Source organism: Kribbella qitaiheensis (genome assembly GCF_014217565.1).
In the GTDB taxonomy this organism is placed as follows: Bacteria; Actinomycetota; Actinomycetes; order Propionibacteriales; family Kribbellaceae; genus Kribbella; species Kribbella qitaiheensis_A.
Genome location: NZ_CP043661.1, coordinates 3,251,750 through 3,270,686, shown reverse-complemented (window position 1 = coordinate 3,270,686; position 18,937 = coordinate 3,251,750). Strand labels below are relative to the sequence as shown.

Below are 18,937 nucleotides of genomic sequence, written 5' to 3'. Positions count from 1 at the left end.
CTTACTCTCCTGTCGATTGCGCTGCGGGGGTCGGTTGCTGCTCACTTGCGGTGCGCCTGGTGATGCCGCGGAGGTGGCCGGCCAACGGGATCACGGTGGCCGCCAGCAGCACCAGGGCCGAGATCATGATGGTGGGCCGGAGCCCGATGCCGGCTACCGAGGCGCCGGTCAGCGCGCTGCCCAGCGGGATGCCCGCGACCGCGACCGCGCCGACCACGCCGAACACGCGGGTCTGCAGTTCGACCGGGATCCGTTCGTACAGCACCGCGCCGACGACCGGATTCACGCCGGCCATTCCGAGGCCCGCGAAGAATGTCACCACCAGGACGACGGTGAGATTGCCGGTCAGGCCGAGGACGAGAATCTTCGGGGCACCGCCGATCGCCGCTCCGACGAAGAACGAAAGCATTTGCGGAATCTTGGTCGCGAAGATCGTGAAAAGCACGTTCCCGAGTAATGAACCGGCCGCGAAAACCCCCATGATCCAGCCGAGCCCGGTCGCCGATCCGAATTCCTCGCGAACCCACAGTGGTAGCAGCACCACGCCGTTCGCGTATTGGAAGAAATTGACCATGAACAACATGCCGAGCATGCCCAGGAGAATGCGGTCCGATTTCAGGAACGCGAACCCGCCACGCAGTGCCCGCCAGTACGGTTCCTTGACCGGTGTGTCCACTTCCGGCTCGGGTGCCGGGTTGACCAGCAGGCCGACCAGCAGTGCCGCGACGCCGTACGTGCCGGCGTCCAGCCAGATCGTGTGGTGCGGCCCGATGGTCGCCACCAAGACGCCGGCCAGTGGGCCGCCGATCAGTCCCGAGGTGCGGTTCATCGCCTCGTATGCGCTGGTCACACGCAACATCGGGATGCCGGACTCGGCTGTGGTGGGTCGCAGCAGGACGTGTTTGGTGCGGTCGCTGACGCCGCGCAGGCCGCCGCTGACCGCGATCAGCAGGCAGAGGTGGACGAAGCCGAGCTGGCCGATCGCGGCCACCAGGGCCATCGCGACGGCCGACCCGAGATCACAGCAGACCGACGTACGGCGCATGCCGAACCGGTCCGCGATCGGCGCCGCAAGGACGCTCGTCAACAGATACGGAATCATTTCCGACGCGGCCACCAAGCCCATTTTCGCGGCACTTCCGGTACTGATCAGAACCAGCCAGGGAATGGCTACCAGGGAGAACCTGCTGCCGAAGGTCGAAAACACATCGGCGGTGAGCAATGCGTAAAGACCCAGTCGTTTACCGCGGGCCTGCTCCGGCATGGTCACCCCCTTGTCCTCCGAGACCGCCTCCGGGACACACAGTACGACACGGAAAACGTCCGTGTAAGTGCTCCGGCGGGGACTTCGATGGAAATTCGGTCAAAGCGGACCAGGTGTTTTGCCATGCCCTGAAAAAGGGTTTTCAGGAGGGGGAGATATGTCGGAGATCACTTCGGAGACGGACCGCATCGTGGGGGCACTGGCGGCCGGTGGCGGGGGGCTCGACCCGTATCCGCTGTACGCCGACCTGCACGGGCTGGGGGAGGCGAGCGCACTGACCGCGGGCAAGCTGCCGTACTCCGCTGCCGCCTTCGGGTACCGGGCCGTGGACCAGATCATGCGGGACGCGACCTTCGAGGTGCACGACGCGCTCCGGCTGGAGCCGATGAGCCCGACCTGGCGCGAGCACCCGGTCCTGATCACGTTGATGAACTCGATGATGTTCAGCAACGGCGACCGGCACGGCCCGGATGCGGGCGCTGTTCCGCAAGGTGTTCACGCCCCGCCGGGTGCAGGAGATGGAGCCCGACGTGATCGCGATCGCGTCCGAGCTGCTGGACCGGATCGAGCTGGCGGGGGCAGGCGGCGCCGAGGTCGACTACATGGCCGAGTTCGCCTATCTGCTGCCGGCCCGGGTCGTCGGCCGGCTGCTCGGGCTGCCCGACGACGACATCAGCTGGTTCCGCTCCCAGGTCGACGTGATCAACGACTGGCTGGACTTCCGCCGCAAGGGGCCCGAGGTGCTCGCCGCCGCCGACAAGGCGGCCACCGACATCACGACGTACTACCTGGATCTGATCGCGCAGCGCCGGGCCAAGCCCGAGCAGGACCTGATCAGCGATCTGACCAAGGCGATCGACGATGGCACGCACCAGGTCACCGACCTGGAGCTGGTCGGCAACCTGCTGGTCCTCTTCAACGCGAGCTTCAGTACGACGATCCACCTGTTCGGCAACGCGATGCCGCTGCTGCTGTCCGAGGGGCATTCGCAGCTGCTGGCCGACCCGGCGGCGTACGTCGAGGAGGTGCTTCGGTACGACACTCCCGCGCACGTGTTCATCCGGGTGGCGGGCAAGGACACCGAGTTCCTCGGCGTACCGCTGAAGGAGGGGCAGCTGGTCGCAGTACTGACTGGAGCGGCGAACAGGGATCCGCGGCGGTTCAGCGAGCCGGACCGGTTCGACCCGACCCGGCCGGACAACCAGCCGATCAGTTTCGGAGCTGGCGCGCACTACTGCCTGGGGGCAGCGCTGGCCCGGACCGAGGCGCAGCTGGCGTTGCCGATGGTGATGGAGCGGTTCCCGCAGCTGGCGCTCGGCAGCGAGCCGGTCCGCACCGACCAGTTCATCCTGCGCGGCTACAAGTCCTTGCCGGTCACCGTGGCCGACCCAGTGTTGGTCACGGCCGGGGGTAGTGCTGATGCATCAGGGTGATGTCCTTCAGCTCCGCGTCGCGCGGGGTGTCCAGCACGGTGCGGATGGTCCGGGCCATGGTCTCGGGCTGTACCCACTCGTCCGGCACGTACTCCTTGCCCTCCTGGGCGTGCACCTTCGCCTGCAGCGGGGTCGCCACCCGGCTGGCGAAGATGCTGGTCACCCGGACGCCCTTGTCGAACTCCTCCAGCCGGAGCGTCTCGGCGAACGCGCGCAGCCCGTACTTGCTCATCGCGTAGCCGATCCAGCCCGGCCACGGGTAGAGACCGACGAGCGAGTTGACCAGTACGACGCTGCCACGGCCGGCCCGGAGCGCGGGGAGGGCCAGCCGGGTCAGCTCGGACGGGCCGACCAGGTTCACCTCGAGGTGCTCGCGGATGATCGCCGGGTCGCTGTCGGCGAACGGGCGGCCCTCGCAGATGCCGGCCGCGTGGACCACGCCGGCCAGGCGCTCCGGGAAGGTCGTCGTCCCCGCCAGGGTGTCGGCGTGGCCGATGTCGCCGACCAGCACCTCGGCGCCCGGCAGCTCGACGGCGAGCTTGTCGAGGCTCTCGCGGTTGCGCCCGAACAGGACCAGGGCGCGGCCGTCGGCGTGCAGCAGCCGGGCCAGGGTGCTGCCGATGCAGCCCGAGGCGCCGGAGATCAGGATCGCGTCGTTGTCAGCCATGGCCGGACTGTAGACGAAGTCACGCCTTTTCGGCAGTGTTCAAAAGGTTCGGAAAACTCCATCAGGGGATCCCCATGACCAAGGAGCAGCCAGTGTCGAGTGCGCCAAACCCAAATGTCATCTACCCATTCAGTGATCGGCGGCGCACTGTATTCCTGAAACCCCTTATTACGGTTCCCTATGTCCAAATCGGGGAATTCACCTATTACGACGATCCGGACGATGCGGCCGGTTTCGAGCGGAACAATGTGCTTTATCCGTTCGGCCCGGAGAAGCTGATCATCGGCAAGTACTGCCCGATCGCCGCCAAGGCCACCTTCCTGCTGTCCTCGGCCAACCACCCCCTGGTCGGCGTCTCGGCGTACCCGTTCTTCATCTTCGGCGGCGAGTGGGCCGAGCGGACGCTGGAGCCTGCCCTCGGCGCCCCCCGCAAGGGCGACACGGTGGTCGGCAACGACGTCTGGATCGGCTACGGCGTCACGGTCATGCCCGGCGTGACGATCGGCGACGGCGCCATCATCGCCACCGGCGCGGTCGTCACCACCGACGTCCCGCCGTACGCGGTCGTTGGTGGCAACCCGGGCCGCATCCTCAAGCTTCGCTACCCGGAGGAAGACGTAGCCCGCCTCCTCCGCGCCGCCTGGTGGAACTGGCCGGTAGACCTGGTCACCGAACACGCCCACACCATCTTCACCGGCACCCCACGAGACGTAGAGGAGATCGCGCTGAAGGCGGGCCTGATCGTGGAGCGGTAGTGCGTCTCGCCGACGCAGGAGCGCCCGGGTGGGGGGATTACCTGCCGAGATGCGAGCCCAGGCGGCGGAGGGTGACCGCGGCGGCGATGGCGTCGCTGCGGGCGTTGCCGTGGCGGCCGTCGGCGCTGTAGAGGCCTGGGTCGGTGGAGAGGGGGTGGTCGGTCAGGTGGACGTGGATGGTGTTGAGGCGCTCGGACATGAGACGGGTGCGCTCAGCCAGGCGGCCCATGCGCTCCCGCAGGCCCGGGCGGAGCCACTCGACGATGGCGGGGGAGTAGGAGACGTCGAACATGCCCAGGGTGATGACGTCGGCCCCGGCCGCCTGCAGCGCACTCACCATGGCGCTCAGCTCGGCATCTACTGCGTCCGGGGAGTAGCGGGCGCTGAAGGCGTCGTTTCCGCCGCCTACGACCAGCGCCAGGTCCGGGCGGAAGGCCAGCGCATGCTCCAGCTGACCAGCGCGGATCTCGTGGGCGCGCAGCCCGCTGACGCCCAGGTTGAGGTAGTCCAAGGCGGGCGCGGCGGACCGCAGCTCGAAGGCCATCCGGTCGGCCCACTGCAGCTCGCTGTAGCCGGGCACTGGCTCGCACAGGCCCTCCGCGACGCTGTCACCCAGTACTACGAACCGCCGCCACGGGTGACCCGTCAGCAGCTTGGCGGACTCGCCCTCGGCGAGGCAGTACTCGTCGGTGGCCTCGGTTGTCATGCCGCCTCCTCAGGCGTCGACGCGTAGTGCTCCAGCTCAACTGGGCGCTTCCACAGCCGGTAGACCGGCACGAGCGTCACCAGCAGCAGGATCACCCCAGAGGCGATCACCGCCGGCCGCAGCCCGAAGGTGGCCGCTCCCCACCCCGCGAGCACCCCGCCGATCGGGATGCCTATGAAGGCGATCGCCCCGGTCACTCCGAACACCCTGGTCTGCAGCGCAGCAGGCACCCGCTCGTACAGGGTCACGCCCATCACCGGGTTGACCGCAGCGTTGGCCACCCCACAGCAGAAGCTCACCGTGACCACCAGCCACAGGTGGTGCGACAGCCCGAGCGTGAACAGCCGAGGCGCCCCACCGACGGCAGCGCCGATCACGAACGACCCGTACTGCGGCAGTCGCGGCCCGAGCACGGTGAAGATCACGTTGCCTAGCAGCGCGCCTGCGGCGAACCCGCCGAACAGCAGTCCGAGCGCTGCCGGGGACTTGAGCACCTGCTCGACCCAGAGCGGCACGAAGACCGCCGTACTGGCCTGGTTGAAGACGTTCAGGAAGAAGATCATCACGATCATCCCGAGCAGCAACTGGTCCTTGCGGATGTAGTCGAACCCGCCTCGCAGCGCCCGGAAGTACGGCTCGCGAACCGGCACCGGCTCGTCTGACGCGGCCGGTGGCAGCCGGACCAGCAGACCGATCAGCGCGGCGCAGACCAGGAACGAGATCGCATCCACGGTGATCGCCTTGTTCGGCCCGATCCAGCTGATCAGCAGCCCGCCCAGCGGCGCCCCGATCAGCGTGGCGGTCCGGGTGAACCCCTCGTACGACGAGGTGACCCGGATCATCTTCACGCCGGCCGCGTCGGCCATCGGTTTGAGCATCACGTGCTTGACCCGGTCGCCCAGCCCACGCAGCGCGCCCGCGACGGCGACCAGGAGGCACAACCCGGCGAACGACGAGCCAGGCGACATCACGATCACAGCCATCGCCACCGCGCTGCCGAGGTCGGTGACGATCGACGTACGGCGTAACCCGAACCGGTCGGCCAGTGGCGCGGCAAGCACCCCCGACACGACGTACGGGAGCATCTCCGCGCCTGCGACGAGGCCCATCTTGGCTGGGCTGCCGGTGGTGATCAGGACGAGCCAGGGGATCGCCACCATCGACACGCGATCGCCCAGGACGGACAGCACGTCCGCCGTGAACAGCGCGATCAGTCCGGTCTTGCGGCTCATGACCGGCTCATGACGGGGACGCGTACCTGGCTCGCAGGGCTACCTTGTCGACCTTGTGCGCGGACGTCAGCGGCAGCTCGTCCAGAAACTCGACAGTGCGCGGTGTCCACATCTCGTTGAACTCGTCCCGAACCGATCGCTGCAGTTCCTGCGCGGTGACCACAGCGCCGTCGTAGCGGACCACGTAGGCGTGCGGCACCTCCCCGAAGGCCTCGTCCGGTACGCCGATCACTGCAGCGGCCCGCACGCCTGGATACGCCTGCAGCAGGTCCTCGATGGGCCGGCAGTAGACGTTCCAGTTGCTCGACCCGGTGACGATCGTGTCCTGCACCCGATCCACGACGTAGAGGTAGCCGTCGGCGTCCAGGTAGCCCAGGTCGCCCGTGCGAACCCACCCGTCGACGATGGCTCGCTCGGTGAGGTCCGGGCGGCCCCAGTAGCCGACGAATCGCAGCTTGCTGGTCGCGTAGATCTCGCCGGTCTCGCCCGGCTTCAGCCGGTGGCCGTCGGCGTCGCGGATCTCCACCCGGACATCGCCGTACGGCGCTCCCGACGACCGCAGTCGCTCCGGATACTCCGGGTCCTCGGTCAGCCCGGGCTGGGCAGTGACCACGATGACCTCGCTCAGCCCGTAGACGATCCGCAGTACGGGGCCGAACCGCTCGATCGCCTGCCGCAGCCGCGAGGGCGCCGCGGGACCGGCACCGACGTTGAGCATGAACAGGCTGCTCACGTCGGTGGTCGGCAGGTCCGGGTGGTCCAGGAGTTGGTAGAGCAGGGGCGGTGAGACGTACGTCGAGTTGATCCGCTCGCGCTCGATCGTGGTCAGCGCGCGACCCGCGTCCCACTGATCCTCGAGGAACAGCACGCCGCCCATGAACAGGTTGAAGAAGCTGGTGATCTGGCCGCTGGCGAACGCCATCGGCGAGTGCGACAGGTGCCGGAGCACCGGCAGTCCGGCCGCTAGGTAGTCGGCGGCCAGCGTCAGGATCTGCTCGTAGAACCCCTGCCGGTGGTGCACCAGCTTGGGCTCCCCGGTCGTCCCGCTCGTCTGCAGGCAGGTGGCCGGCTCCAGGTCGCCCGGCTCCGGCTGGAACGGCTTGGCAGGCGTCGTAGCCAACAGGTCAGGCCCGAGCCCACCCGGCCCCAGGCAATGCACCGGTACGCCGAGTTGCACGGCGAGGCGTTCCCCGAGCACGGCCTTCGTGCCGGCGTCGTACACGAAGACGTCGGCCTCGGACAGCCGGGCGAACGCCTCGATCTCGCGGCGGCCGGCGATCGGCGCGATCCACATCGTCCGGGCGCCGACCAGATGCAGCGCGAGTTGCAGGGCCGGCAGCTCGATCGTGTTGCCGGCCAGCACCAGCACGCCGGTGCCCCGGCCGATGCCGCGCTGCTGGAGCACGGCGGCCAGGTCGAGCACCTGCCGGCGCAGGGCGGCGAAGCTGATCCGGCGCAGACCGGAAACGATCGCGTCGGCGTCGCCGTAATCGGAGAACAGCCGCAGCGCCGCCACGACATAAGAACCCGACTTCTCCAGGTTTTCGTCCAGCACGATTTCGACCGACACGGCAGGCCATCCTCCTCGAATCGCGCAGAGCGTACCTCCTCGATCCGGGCCGAGCGTACTTCGAGAATTCCACCGCCACCAGTTCTCGAAGAATTCAAGCGAGTAATTCAAAGCTCCCGTTGACGTGTCAGGGATCCGGAACTAGGTTTTCGCCACCGCTATCCGCGCAGGGCAATTCTTGCCACTCGCGCGCCAACCCATTTGGGGGGTTGTTCCATGCGCATTCCCAGTAGTCTCCGTACGGCCGCGGTGGCCGCGGCCGTCTCGCTCGCCGGTTCGGCACTGGTGTTCACCGGATCCGGGGCCTCGCAGTCCTCGAACTCCGGTCACCAGTCCGAATGGGTCGGTAGCTGGGCGGGCCGGTGTCTCGCAGGGCGAGGCGACCGGCTTCACCGCCACCGGACTCAACAACCAGAGCGCCCGTTACGTGGTCCGGCCGTCCGTGGGGGGCGACAAGGTCCGGATCCGGTTCTCGAACATCTACGGTGACCGGCCGATCCAGATCGGCGCCGCCACCGTGGCCAAGGCGGACACGGCCACGCCGGTCGCCTCGGACATCGACACCACGAGCCTGAAGACGCTGACCTTCAACGGCTCGGCGACGGCAGTGATGAACAAGGGCGCCGAGCTGCTCAGCGACCCTGTCAACCTGCGGGTGCCGGACCTGAGCACGCTGGTGATCAGCGTCTTCTACCCGACCGCGACCGGCCCGACCACCTGGCACGCCTCGTCGACGCAGCAGAACTTCTTCGGCCCGGGCGACCTGACCGGCGCCGCCGACGGAACGCCGTACATCACCACCCGGGCCTGCTGCTGGACGTTCCTGTCCGGCGTCGACGTGCTCTCGGAGCACTCCGACGGCGCGATCGTCGTGCTCGGCGACTCGATCGCGGACGGCTTGCTCAGCACGCTGAACGGGAACAACCGCTGGCCCGACCAGCTCGCCGAGCGGCTCGCGGCCGACAAGCACCATGACGCACCTGGCGTGCTGAACGTCGGCATGGCCGGCAACCGGCTGCTGCACGACAGCCCGGACCCCATCCTCGGCGCCCCGAACGGCATCCAGCAGCTCGGCGTGAACGCGTTGGCCCGGCTGAACGAGGACGTCTTCGCCCAGACGCGGCCCAAGGTCGTCATCACCCACCTGGGCGTGAACGACATCTGGATGGACGATGCCCCGGCCGCCCAGATCATCGCGGCGCTCAAGCAGATCAACAGCCAGCTGCACGAGCGAGGCATCCGCAGTCTCGGCGCCACCATCACGCCGTACGGCGGCTTCGCCACGCCGGGCGGCTGGACACCGGAGCGCGAGCAGACCCGGCAGACGGTCAACGCCTGGATCCGGAGCACCCACGACACGGACGGGTTCATCGACTTCGACAAGGCCGTTCGCGACCCTGCCGACCCGACCAGGACGCGGGCCGAGTACGACGGTGGTGACCACATCCACATGAGCGATGTCGGCTACCAGGCGATGGCCGACGCGATCCCGTTGCAGCTGGTGCGGTGAGGGAGGGATGACCACCGCCGCACAGGTGCTCAAGGGGCTGTTCAGCGCAGCCGGTCTGGACGATCCGTACCAGTACTACGCCGAACTGCACCAACTCGGTCCTGTCTCGCTGCTCAGCGGCGAGGGCCCCTACGCGGCGGTGGTCACCGGCTACGAGGCAGCCGACCAACTGCTTCGTAACCCACGGTTCCGCGTCACCGACGACGTGTACACCGATGAGCGCAGCGGCAGCGGTTGGCGTGACCATCCGCTGCTGGCGGTGCTCAACAACTCGATGATGTACAGCAACGACAGCCGTCATACGCAGACCCGGCGGCTGTTCCACCAGGTGTTCACGCCACGCCGGGTGGTCGAGCTCGAGCCGGCCGTCACCGAGTTGGTCGACGGCCTGATGGGCGCGATGGCGGAGCGGTTCGCCGCCGACGGGGAGGCGGACTTCATGACGGAGTTCGCCTACCTCCTGCCGAGCAGCGTGGTTGCCGCGCTGATAGGCATCCCCCAGAGCGACCTGTCGTTCTTCCGGCCGCGGGTCGAGCGGATCAACGACTTCCTGGACGTCACCGGCAAGACCGACGAGGTGCTGGCGGCCGCTGACCAGGCGACCGTCGAGCTGTCCGAGTACTACCGGTCGCTGCTCGCCGAACGGCGGGCAGCGCCCAAGGATGACCTGATCAGTCAGCTCGCGGCGGCGATCGATGCCGGCGAGCACCAAGTGTCCGACGACGACCTGATCAGCAACTTGCTGGTGTTGTTCAATGCCAGCTTCGTCACCACGATCCACCTGATCGGCAACGGCATGCAGCTGCTGCTGGACCGGCCCGAGACGCGGCAGGCAGAGATCGGGCCGTTCATCGAAGAGGTACTCCGGTACGAAGCGCCGGTGCAGTTCGTCGCGCGCTTCGCCGACGAGGAGGAGACCGTGGCCGACACCGTGATCCCCGCCAAGCAACTGGTGCTGGTGATGCTCGGTGCGGCGAACCGGGATCCCTCCCGCTACAAGGATCCGGAAATCTTCGACCCGGCCAGGACCGACGTGAAGCCGCTCAGCTTCGGAGCCGGACCGCACTACTGCCTGGGCGCCGCGCTGGCCCGGGCCGAGGCGCGGATCGCCTTCCCGCGGTTGATCGAGCGGTTCCCCTCCCTACGGACGGCGGGACCACGGGTGCGGAATCCGCAGCAGTTCCTCCGCGGCTACAAGTCGATGCCGGTAGCGCCATGACCGCCGACGAGATCCTCGCGGAGTTGCAGACCGACGCTGGTCGCCGGGCGCCGTATCCCTTGTACGAAAGGCTTCACGAGCTCGGTCCGGTGAACCTGACGCCCGCCAGCCCGGCGTACGCGGCAGTGGCTAACGGGTACGCGGCCGTCGACCAGATCCTGCGTGATCCTCGCTTCGTCAAAGGTGGTCCGCCGCCCGCGCCGGACGCGGACCCGATCACCAAGGCCTTGAGTAGCTCGATGATGTTCCGGACCGAGCCGGACCACGGCCGGATGCGGCGCGCCTTCCATGCGGCGTTCACGCCCCGGCGGGTGGCGGCGCTGGAGCCGGAGATCGCCGCGCTGACCGACTCGTTGCTGGATCGTCTTGCGGAGCTGGGTGGTCCGGTCGACTTCATCGCCGAGTTCGGCTACCTGTTGCCGGCCGGGGTGATGAGCGCCCTGCTCGGGATCCCCGCGCCGGATCTGGACTGGTTCCGGACCCGGGTGCAGCGGGTCGAGGACTATCTCGACTTCGGCGGCCGCACTCCGGAGAAGGTTGCCGCTGCCAACAATTCGGCGACCGAGATGTCGGAGTACTACGCGTCGCTGATCGCCGCTCGCCGGGCGAAGCCGGGCAACGACCTGATCAGCGCGCTGGTGCAGGTGATCGACGCCGGCGACGGTGATCTCACCGACGAGGAGCTGATCGGCAACCTGCTGGTGCTGTTCAACGCCAGCTTCGTCACCACGATCAACCTGCTCGGCAACGCCATCCCGCCACTGCTCGAACGTCCAGAGGTGGTTAAGTCGCTTGCGAGTGACCCGGCGGTGGCTGAGGCTTGCGTGGAGGAGGTTCTCCGGTACGACGGAACCGCACAGCTGGTGGTCCGGACGGCGTCGGAGGACCTCGAAGTCGCAGGAGTGGTCATCCCGGAAGGCGGTCTGGTGCTGGTGATCCTCGGTGCCGCGAACCGGGACCCAGCGCGCTTCCCGTCACCCGAGGTGTTCGACGTCAACCGGACGGACAAGCGCCACATCACCTTCGGCGCCGGCCCGTACTTCTGCATCGGCGCGGTCCTCGCGCGGGCGGAAGGCCGGCTCGCGTTGCCGAGGCTGTTCCAGCGGTTCCCCGATCTGGCCCTCGCCGGCCCGCCGGTCCAGAGTGCCGGGCTCGCGCTCCGCGGCTACGCCACCATGCCTGTTGTGCTGGGCAACTAAATCACGGGAGAACCGAAATGCCGTTGGATCCGCAGGTCGAGGCGATGCGTTCGCAGCGCGAGGCCGCTGACGTTCCGCAGCTGTACACCCAGACGCTCGCCGAGGCGCGGGCGGCCGACCTGGCCTCGATCCAGGCAGCTGGTGGCTCGCTGGAACAGGTCCACCACGTCGAAGATGTCGTGATGGAGGAATCCGGGCTGCCGCTGAGGATCTACCGGCCCGAAGGGAGCGACCCGCTGCCGACGCTGGTGTACTTCTTCGGTGGTGGCTGGACGCTCGGCAGCATCGACACCGCCGACGGCATCTGTCGCCAGTTGGCCAATGCCGTGCCGTGCCAGGTGATCACTGTTGGCTACAGGCTGGCCCCGGAGAACCCGTTCCCGGCGGCCGTCGACGACTGTCACCAGGCGACCCAGTGGATCGCGGCCCACGCTGCCGAACTCCAGGTCGATCCTGACCGCGTCGTCGTCGGTGGAGATAGTGCCGGAGGCAACCTTGCGGCCGCAACCAGCTTGCTGGCAAGGGAATCCGGCCCAGCGCTGGCGGCGCAGCTACTGATCTACCCGAACACGCTCTACGGCTCCGACACCGCCTCGATGCGGGCCGGTGACGATCCGTTCCTCTTCAACCGGACCTCGGTCGATTGGTACTGGGACCACTACCTCACCGACCACGCGGACGGCCAGAACCCGCTGGCTTCCCCGCTGCTCGCCGAGTCGCACGCCGGGCTGCCGCCCGCGCTGGTGATCACCGCGGAGTACGACCCGCTCCGGGATGAAGGCGAGTTCTACGCGGAGAAGCTGTACGCCGCGGGCGTGCCGACCCAGCTCAGCCGGTACGACGGGATGGTGCACGGCTTCTTCGCGATGTCCGGCGTCCTCGATGGCGGCCGGAAGGCGATCGCGGAGGCGGCCGAGTTCCTGCAACGGACCTTCGCCGATGGCTAGCTCACTGGACGACTACGAGTCGCTCGCATCGAAGGTGTTGCCAGCCGGAGTACGGGATTTCATTGCCGGCGGCAGCGGGTCCGAGACCACGCTGCGGCGCAATCGGTCGGCGTTGGATGCGGTGACGATGGCTCCGCGAGTGCTGGCCGGGGTCTCGTCGCCCGATCCATCGACCAAGCTGCTTGGTACGCCGGCGGCTATACCGGTCGCGATCGCCCCGATGGCCTATCAGCAACTCGTGCATCCCGAGGGTGAGATCGCGCTCGCCCGGGCCGCCGCGATGGCCGGAATTCCCTACGTCATCAGCACTCTGAGCAGTCAGCCGATGGAGCAGATCGCGGCCGAGGCGTCGACGTGGTTCCAGCTGTACTGGTTGCGCGATCGCGCGATGGTCGAGTCGCTGATCGACCGGGCCGGGCAGGCGGGCTGCACCGCGTTGATGGTCACGGTCGACGTACCGGTGATGGGCCGGCGGCTGCGCGACGTACGGAACGCGTTCCAGCTTCCCTCGGAGGTTGTCGCCGCCAACCTGGTCGGCGCACGCACCGAAGCGCATGTCGGGGTGGCCGGCGCATCGGCTGTTGCTACTCATACAGCAGCGGCCTTCGAGCCATCGCTGTCCTGGCTGGACCTCGAGTGGATCCGGCAGCGGACCGAGCTTCCCCTGGTGGTGAAGGGAATTCTCGATCCCCGTGATGCTTACCGCGCGACGGAGACAGGTGCTGAAGGCATCGTTGTCTCCAATCACGGGGGGCGGCAGTTGGACGGCGCTCCCGCCTCGATCGACGCGCTGGCTGCTGTCGTCGAGGCCGTCGACTGCGAGGTCCTGTTGGACAGTGGGATCCGCAGCGGCACCGACGTACTGCGTGCGCTCGCGCTCGGGGCGTCCGGGGTACTGATCGGCCGTCCGTTGCTCTGGGCATTGGCGCTCGACGCGGCGGCCGAGGCGTTGGAGTTGCTGAGCGGCGAGCTGACGCAGGCGATGATGCTCGCGGGCTGTGCGACGGTGGCCGAGATCGCAGACCTGACGACCGGGAGGGCCTGATGGCTGATCTGCAAGTGGTGGACCTGCACGGCTCGCTCACCGATCGAACCCTGAACTCGATGAACTTCCTCAACGAGGTCTCGAATCACTATCCGGACGCGATCTCACTCGCGGCCGGGCGGCCCTCGGAAGAGTTCTACGCGATCGAGGACCTGCACTCCTACCTGGATACCTTCAGCCGCTACCTGCGCGACGACCTCGGGTACGACGAGGTCGGCGTCCGGCGGGCGCTGTTCCAGTACGGCCGGACCAAGGGCATCGTGCATCACCTCGTCGCACGCAATCTCAAGCTCGACGAGGGGATCGAGGTCGACCCCGAGGCGCTGGTGATCACCGTCGGCTGCCAGGAAGCAATGGTCCTCGTACTGCGGGCGCTTCGGTCTGACCCGAAGGACGTCCTGTTGGTCGTGTCACCGGCGTATGTCGGGATCACCGGTGCGGCAAGACTGGTGGACCTCCCCGTCCTCCCTGTTGCCGGGGGCAACGATGGCGTGGACCTGGAGGACCTGGTCGCCGTGGTCAAGGCAGCCCGGACCGAAGGGCTCCGGCCGCGAGCCTGCTACGTGATGCCCGACTTCGCGAACCCTTCTGGGCTGAGCCTCGACCTGGAGACCCGGCGGCGGTTGCTGGAGGTCGCGGCGGAGCAGGACCTGTTGCTGCTCGAGGACAACCCGTACGGGCTCTTCCCGGCAGACGGGGTGGAACGCGTGCCGACGCTGAAGTCGCTCGACACCGATCGGCGAGTGATCTACCTCGGCTCCTTCGCCAAGACCGCACTCCCCGGCGCCCGGGTCGGCTACGTGGTCGCGGACCAGACGGTGGAGGCTGTGGACGGCTCGGTCGGCCTGCTCGCCGACGAGCTGTCGAAGATCAAGAGCATGGTCACGGTCAACACCTCGGCCGTCGCCCAGGCGGTGATCGGCGGCAAGCTGCTGGAGAACGGCTGCAGCCTCGTCGCCGCGAACCAGCGCGAACGCGCGATCTACGCGGACAACCTGCGCGCCGTCACCGATGGGCTGGCCGCTCGCTTCCCCGGCGGCCAGGTGACCTGGACCGTCCCGTCGGGCGGCTTCTTCATCGTCGTCACGGTCCCGTTCGCGGTCGACGACGCCCTCCTGGAGAAGTCGGCACACGAGTACGGCGTGCTGTGGACCCCGATGAGCCACTTCTACGACGGCGACGGCCCGATCCACGCGCTCCGGCTCTCCTGCAGCTCGGTCACCGCGGCGCAGATCGACGCCGCGCTCAACCGGCTGGCCGCGCTGATCATGGACCAGCTGTAATTGGTCCCCTCCACGGCTTGCGAACCGGATCTGTAGAGGAGACCGGTTCGCTTCTACGGTGATTGCATGACCGACATCATCTGCGAGGCTCCCGTAGTCCCCGTCCTCGGGCGGCAGGAACGGCTGATCACCCGGCAGTTCGCTTTGTTGCTGCTGATGGTGTTCGGCTCCGGACTGAGCATGTACCTGCTGACCTCGGTCGTGCCGCTCTACCTCGCAGCCAACGGTGCCGGCGGCGTCGGCGCGGGGTCTGTCGACCGGCGCGATGATGCTTTCCGCGGTCGCGGTGGAACTGCTGGTCCCGCGGATGCTGGTCCGTTTCGGCTACCGCGGCACCCTCGGACTCGGCCTCATCCTGCTCGGCGCCCCCTCGCTGGTCCTGTTGCTGACTGCCTCCCCTCCCGGTGGTCCTGGCCGTCTGCGCCGTACGTGGTGGCGGCCTGGCGATCCTGGTCGTCGGCGCGGTCGCCCTGGTCGCCGAACTCACTCCGGCCCACCGCCGCGGTGAGAGCCTCGGCCTGTACGGCGTGGTGGTCGGTCTGCCGGCCGTCATCGGTCTGCCGCTCGGGGTCTACCTGACCAACGTGATCGGATTCGGCGCGCTCTTCGTCGTCGCGGCGGTCGCTTCGCTGGGTGGCCTCGCGTTCCTGGCCGGGATGCCCACCCGTAGTACGGAGACCGAGCCCCAGCACGTGAAGGTGCTCGGCGGACTGCGGGGGAGCGGCCTGGTGGTGCCGAGCCTCGTGTTCGCCGCCGTGACCGTGGCGGCCGGGATCAGCGTGACCTTCGTGCCGTTGGCCGTCTCCGCCGATCGGCACGCACTCGTCGCCGTCGCGCTGCTGGTCCAGGCGATCGCGGCTCCGGCGGCGCGCTGGCTCGCAGGCCGGTACGGCGACCGCACCGCTGCGGTCGTCGCTACCGCGATCATCCCCGCGCTACGCGCAGCACGCCGCTGAAACCTAGCGTCCGAAGAGATGAGGGTCCTGCCCCTCACCTCTTCGGACGCAAGGAGTGGTTTCCGCGTGGGACGTCAGAGCTTGCGGAGTCGGACCCAGCGGACGGCGTGGTCGGGGCCTTTGCGGAGGACCAGGGTGGCGCGGGAGCGGGTCGGGAGGATGTTCTCGCGCAGGTTCGGGCCGTTGATGCCGTCCCAGAGCGACTCGGCCTTCGCGACCGCCTCCTCGCGACTCAGCTCGCCGTACCGGACGAAGTACGACTCGGGGTTGCGGAAGGCGGTCTCCCAGAGCTTGAGGAAGCGGTGCACGTACCAGGACCGGACATCGTCCGCGGCCGCGTCGACGTACACCGAGAAGTCGAAGAAGTCGCTGACGGCCAGCCCGCTCTTGCCGTCCGCGTGCCGGGGCGCCGGTTGCAGGACATTGAGGCCTTCGAGCAGCAGGATGTCCGGCTGCTCGACGGTGGTCCGTACGCCGGGCATCCGGTCGTAGTGGAGGTGGGAGTAGACCGGCGCCTCGACGCTGTCCATGCCGGACTTCACCTCCACCACGAAGCGCAGCAGCGACTTGCGGTCGTACGACTCCGGGAAGCCCTTGCGCAGCATCAGGTTGCGGCGCTCCAGCTCGGTGTTCGGCCAGAGGAACCCGTCGGTGGTCACGAGCGCCACCCGGGGGTGCTCGGGCCAGCGAGCCAAGAGTTCTCGCAGCAACCGGGCCGTGGTGGATTTGCCGACGGCAACGGAGCCGCCGATGCCGATCACGAACGGCGTCCGCATCTCGGCCGGTTTGCCCAGGAACGCCTCGGTGTCGGAGTGCAGCGCGCGGGCGTGCCGCACGTACAGCGACAGGATCCGCGACAGCGGCAGGTAGACCTCGCGGACCTCGTCGATGTCGATCTCGTCACCGAGGCCGCGCAGCCGCTCGATCTCCTCGGCGGTCAGCGGTGACTCGGTCGTCTCGGCCAGTTGCGCCCAGGCGGCCCGGTCCAGCTCGGTGTACGGGGTCACCTCCCGCGGCGGCTGCAGCATGGGCCCCATTCTTCCCACACCCGGCCGGGCTACGCTGACCGGCATGTGTGGCTACGAGACTGCGGGTGTGGCAGTTGTCACATCAGGAACTTCATGATCGTCGGCGTGGGTATCGATGTGGTCGACATCGAACGCTTCATGAAAACGCTGGAGCGCACCCCCGGACTCCGGACGAAGGTGTTCACTCCGGCGGAGGCAGCCAAGCCGCCGGCGTCGCTCGCCGCCCGGTTCGCGGCCAAGGAGGCGCTGGCCAAGGCGCTCGGGGCGCCGGCCGGGATGCACTGGCACGACGCCGAGGTCCGCACCGACGACACCGGGCGGCCGTGGCTCGAGATCACCGGCACGGTGGCCGAGCGCGCCTCGCGGCTGGGGGTCCAGAACATGCATCTGTCGCTGAGCCACGATGCCGGCATCGCGTCGGCCGTCGTCATCCTGGAGGGCTGAGATGAGGCACGCACACACCGTCGACCAGGTCCGCGCCGCCGAGGCGGACCTGATGGCCCGCCTCCCCGAAGGCACCTTGATGCAGCGCGCCGCCACCGGCCTGGCCGTTGCCATCAGCAACTTCCTTGGCCACTCGTACGGCGCGCGCGTGGTCCTCCTGGTCGGCTCGGGCGACAACGGCGGAGACGCCTTGTACGCCGGCGAGATCCTCGCCCGCCGCGGCGCCCACGTCACCGCAATCCTGCTCTCGGACAAGGCGCATGAAGCAGGCATCGCCGCACTAACCGCAGCCGGCGGCCGCGTCCACCCGGCGGACGGCAGCAGCACCCCCGCCACCGCGCCCTCCTCCACCCGCCTCGCCGGCGCAGCCGGCGAGGCGCGGTGGGAAGAGGCGATCGCTGGAGCCGATGTTGTTGTCGACGGGATCGTTGGCATCGGAGGACGGCCCGGGCTGAAGCCCGAGGCGCTTGCCGTCGTACAGGTTGCTGTTGACCACGACGTTCCGATTGTTGCCGTGGACATGCCGTCGGGGGTGGACGTCGACAGCGGTGAGACGCCGGCGGAGCACGTGAAGGCAGCGTTCACGGTCACCTTCGGGACGCACAAGATCTGCCACCTCGTCGACCCGGCGGCCGCCGCTTGCGGTCCGGTCCACCTGGTCGACATCGGCTTGGAGCTCCCGCCCGCCGCCGTATCGGCGATCCAGGACGCGGACATTCGCGACCTCTATCCGGTCCCGCACGGCGAGTCCGACAAGTACTCCCGCGGCGTACTCGGGTTGATGGCCGGCTCAGCGCAGTACCCGGGCGCGGCCGTCATCGCCACCTCGGGCGCCCTCGCCGGACCGATCGGCATGCTCCGGTACGTCGGCCCCGACGAGGTCGCCACCGCGGTCCGCGCGGCGCACCCCGAGATCGTCGCGGGCGAAGGCCGGGTCCAGGCCTGGGCGATCGGTTCGGGGCTGGGCGACGAACTCGACGTCGCCAAGGTCCGCGAGTTGCTGATGTCCGAAATACCGGTCCTGCTGGATGCCGACGGGTTGAAGGCACTCGACGACTCCGGCGACCACAACGCAGTACTGGTGACGCCGCATGCGGGAGAGCTCGCGCGGTTGCTGGGGGTAGCCCGCAAGGTGGTCGAGGCCGAGCGGCTGAAGTACGCACGACAGGCGGCCGAGCGGTACGAGGTGACTGTGTTGCTGAAGGGCGCGACGACGATCATCGCCGCACCAGACGGACAGGTGCGAGTCAGCAGCAACGCCACCCCTTGGCTCGCCACGGCCGGCGCCGGCGACGTACTGGCCGGCCTCTGCGGCTCCCTCCTCGCCGCCGGCCTGTCACCGCTCGACGCAGGCTCCGTAGGTGCGTACCTCCACGGCGCCGCCGCCCAACTCGCCTCGGCGGATGGCCCGCTCACCGCGATGCAGGTAGCCGGAAAGGTCGCCGAGGCAACCCGCCTGCTGTTGGACCTCGCTTGAGTCGCGGCCTGAGCCGGACCTAGCAAAGACTTCGGCTTCTTGCTTTCGGGCTCGTGAGTCAGGTTGGCCCAGTCGTTCGTCCCGTTCCAGCCGAACACCCTGCCGGACGGGACGCCGAACCCGAAGGCCGGTCAGGACAACGTACGCCGGCGGCACTGGCAACGAGGTCCTCACTCTGTCCGTAGTACCGAAGACTGCTATC

The 18,937-nt window shown here is 68.3% G+C and carries 17 protein-coding genes; 11 read left to right on the top strand and 6 right to left on the bottom strand.

The genetic code is table 11. The features are described from left to right. Window position 1 precedes the first annotated feature (1 nt). On the bottom strand, window positions 2–1,264 hold the full coding sequence (locus tag F1D05_RS15015; protein ID WP_185449176.1) for an MFS transporter: 1,263 nt from the start codon (window positions 1,262–1,264) through the stop codon (window positions 2–4). Window positions 1,265–1,734: 470 nt separating this feature from the next. Between F1D05_RS15015 and F1D05_RS15010 the strand changes: the two genes are divergently transcribed. Beyond that, a complete protein-coding gene (locus tag F1D05_RS15010; RefSeq protein ID WP_185448270.1) occupies window positions 1,735–2,697 on the top strand; it encodes a cytochrome P450 in 963 nt (320 codons plus the stop codon). On the opposite strand, the gene F1D05_RS15005 is transcribed toward F1D05_RS15010, so the two are convergent. Beyond that, window positions 2,663–3,364 carry an SDR family NAD(P)-dependent oxidoreductase gene (locus F1D05_RS15005; protein ID WP_185448269.1) on the bottom strand — a complete coding sequence of 234 codons (702 nt, stop codon included), beginning with the start codon at window positions 3,362–3,364 and terminating at the stop codon, window positions 2,663–2,665. The two genes, F1D05_RS15010 and F1D05_RS15005, sit on opposite strands and share 35 nt — an antisense overlap. Before the next feature lie 92 nt (window positions 3,365–3,456). Here F1D05_RS15005 and F1D05_RS41970 point away from each other — a divergent pair, with 92 nt between their 5' ends. Then, window positions 3,457–4,119: a CatB-related O-acetyltransferase gene (locus F1D05_RS41970; protein ID WP_281388948.1), complete on the top strand. Its 663-nt coding sequence runs from the start codon at window positions 3,457–3,459 to the stop codon at window positions 4,117–4,119. A 37-nt stretch (window positions 4,120–4,156) separates the two neighbouring features. Here F1D05_RS41970 and F1D05_RS14995 read toward each other — a convergent pair whose 3' ends face one another. From F1D05_RS14995 to F1D05_RS14985, 3 genes are read right to left on the bottom strand one after another with little or no spacing between them, the layout of a single operon-like run. After that, window positions 4,157–4,825 carry an SGNH/GDSL hydrolase family protein gene (locus F1D05_RS14995; protein ID WP_185448267.1) on the bottom strand — a complete coding sequence of 223 codons (669 nt, stop codon included), beginning with the start codon at window positions 4,823–4,825 and terminating at the stop codon, window positions 4,157–4,159. Continuing rightward, window positions 4,822–6,057, bottom strand: coding sequence for an MFS transporter (locus F1D05_RS14990; protein WP_185448266.1), 1,236 nt, complete (start codon window positions 6,055–6,057; stop codon window positions 4,822–4,824). Before F1D05_RS14990 ends, F1D05_RS14995 begins: the two co-directional genes overlap by 4 nt. 7 nt (window positions 6,058–6,064) lie before the next feature. After that, a complete protein-coding gene (locus F1D05_RS14985; protein ID WP_185448265.1) occupies window positions 6,065–7,627 on the bottom strand; it encodes a class I adenylate-forming enzyme family protein in 1,563 nt (520 codons plus the stop codon). Between the two features lie 442 nt (window positions 7,628–8,069). Between F1D05_RS14985 and F1D05_RS14980 the strand changes: the two genes are divergently transcribed. The 7 genes from F1D05_RS14980 to F1D05_RS40230 all read left to right on the top strand — a co-directional run bounded on the left by F1D05_RS14980 (window position 8,070) and on the right by F1D05_RS40230 (window position 15,786). Next, window positions 8,070–9,137 (top strand): SGNH/GDSL hydrolase family protein, encoded by a 1,068-nt coding sequence (locus F1D05_RS14980; RefSeq protein ID WP_246486710.1) that lies wholly within the window; start codon window positions 8,070–8,072, stop codon window positions 9,135–9,137. Between the two features lie 7 nt (window positions 9,138–9,144). After that, window positions 9,145–10,356 (top strand): cytochrome P450, encoded by a 1,212-nt coding sequence (locus F1D05_RS14975; protein WP_185448264.1) that lies wholly within the window; start codon window positions 9,145–9,147, stop codon window positions 10,354–10,356. Continuing rightward, entirely contained in the window at window positions 10,353–11,555 is a 1,203-nt protein-coding gene (locus F1D05_RS14970) for a cytochrome P450 (protein WP_185448263.1), read from the top strand. Before F1D05_RS14975 ends, F1D05_RS14970 begins: the two co-directional genes overlap by 4 nt. Before the next feature lie 17 nt (window positions 11,556–11,572). Continuing rightward, window positions 11,573–12,502, top strand: a complete 930-nt coding sequence (locus tag F1D05_RS14965) for an alpha/beta hydrolase (protein WP_185448262.1) — start codon at window positions 11,573–11,575, stop codon at window positions 12,500–12,502. Then, window positions 12,495–13,547, top strand: a complete 1,053-nt coding sequence (locus F1D05_RS14960; RefSeq protein ID WP_185448261.1) for an alpha-hydroxy acid oxidase — start codon at window positions 12,495–12,497, stop codon at window positions 13,545–13,547. Before F1D05_RS14965 ends, F1D05_RS14960 begins: the two co-directional genes overlap by 8 nt. Beyond that, complete coding sequence (locus F1D05_RS14955; RefSeq protein WP_185448260.1) at window positions 13,547–14,830, top strand: PLP-dependent aminotransferase family protein; 1,284 nt, start codon at window positions 13,547–13,549, stop codon at window positions 14,828–14,830. Before F1D05_RS14960 ends, F1D05_RS14955 begins: the two co-directional genes overlap by 1 nt. A 404-nt stretch (window positions 14,831–15,234) precedes the next feature. Next, window positions 15,235–15,786, top strand: coding sequence for an MFS transporter (locus tag F1D05_RS40230; protein WP_246486709.1), 552 nt, complete (start codon window positions 15,235–15,237; stop codon window positions 15,784–15,786). Window positions 15,787–15,860: 74 nt separating this feature from the next. Here the strand turns inward: F1D05_RS40230 and coaA are convergent, their stop codons facing one another. Then, window positions 15,861–16,814, bottom strand: a complete 954-nt coding sequence (coaA, locus tag F1D05_RS14945; RefSeq protein ID WP_246486708.1) for a type I pantothenate kinase — start codon at window positions 16,812–16,814, stop codon at window positions 15,861–15,863. Between the two features lie 93 nt (window positions 16,815–16,907). Here coaA and F1D05_RS14940 point away from each other — a divergent pair, with 93 nt between their 5' ends. Together F1D05_RS14940 and F1D05_RS14935 are read left to right on the top strand one after the other, a co-directional pair. Continuing rightward, entirely contained in the window at window positions 16,908–17,258 is a 351-nt protein-coding gene (locus F1D05_RS14940; RefSeq protein ID WP_185448258.1) for a holo-ACP synthase, read from the top strand. Window position 17,259: 1 nt separating this feature from the next. After that, entirely contained in the window at window positions 17,260–18,735 is a 1,476-nt protein-coding gene (locus tag F1D05_RS14935; RefSeq protein WP_185448257.1) for an NAD(P)H-hydrate dehydratase, read from the top strand. Window positions 18,736–18,937 lie beyond the last annotated feature (202 nt).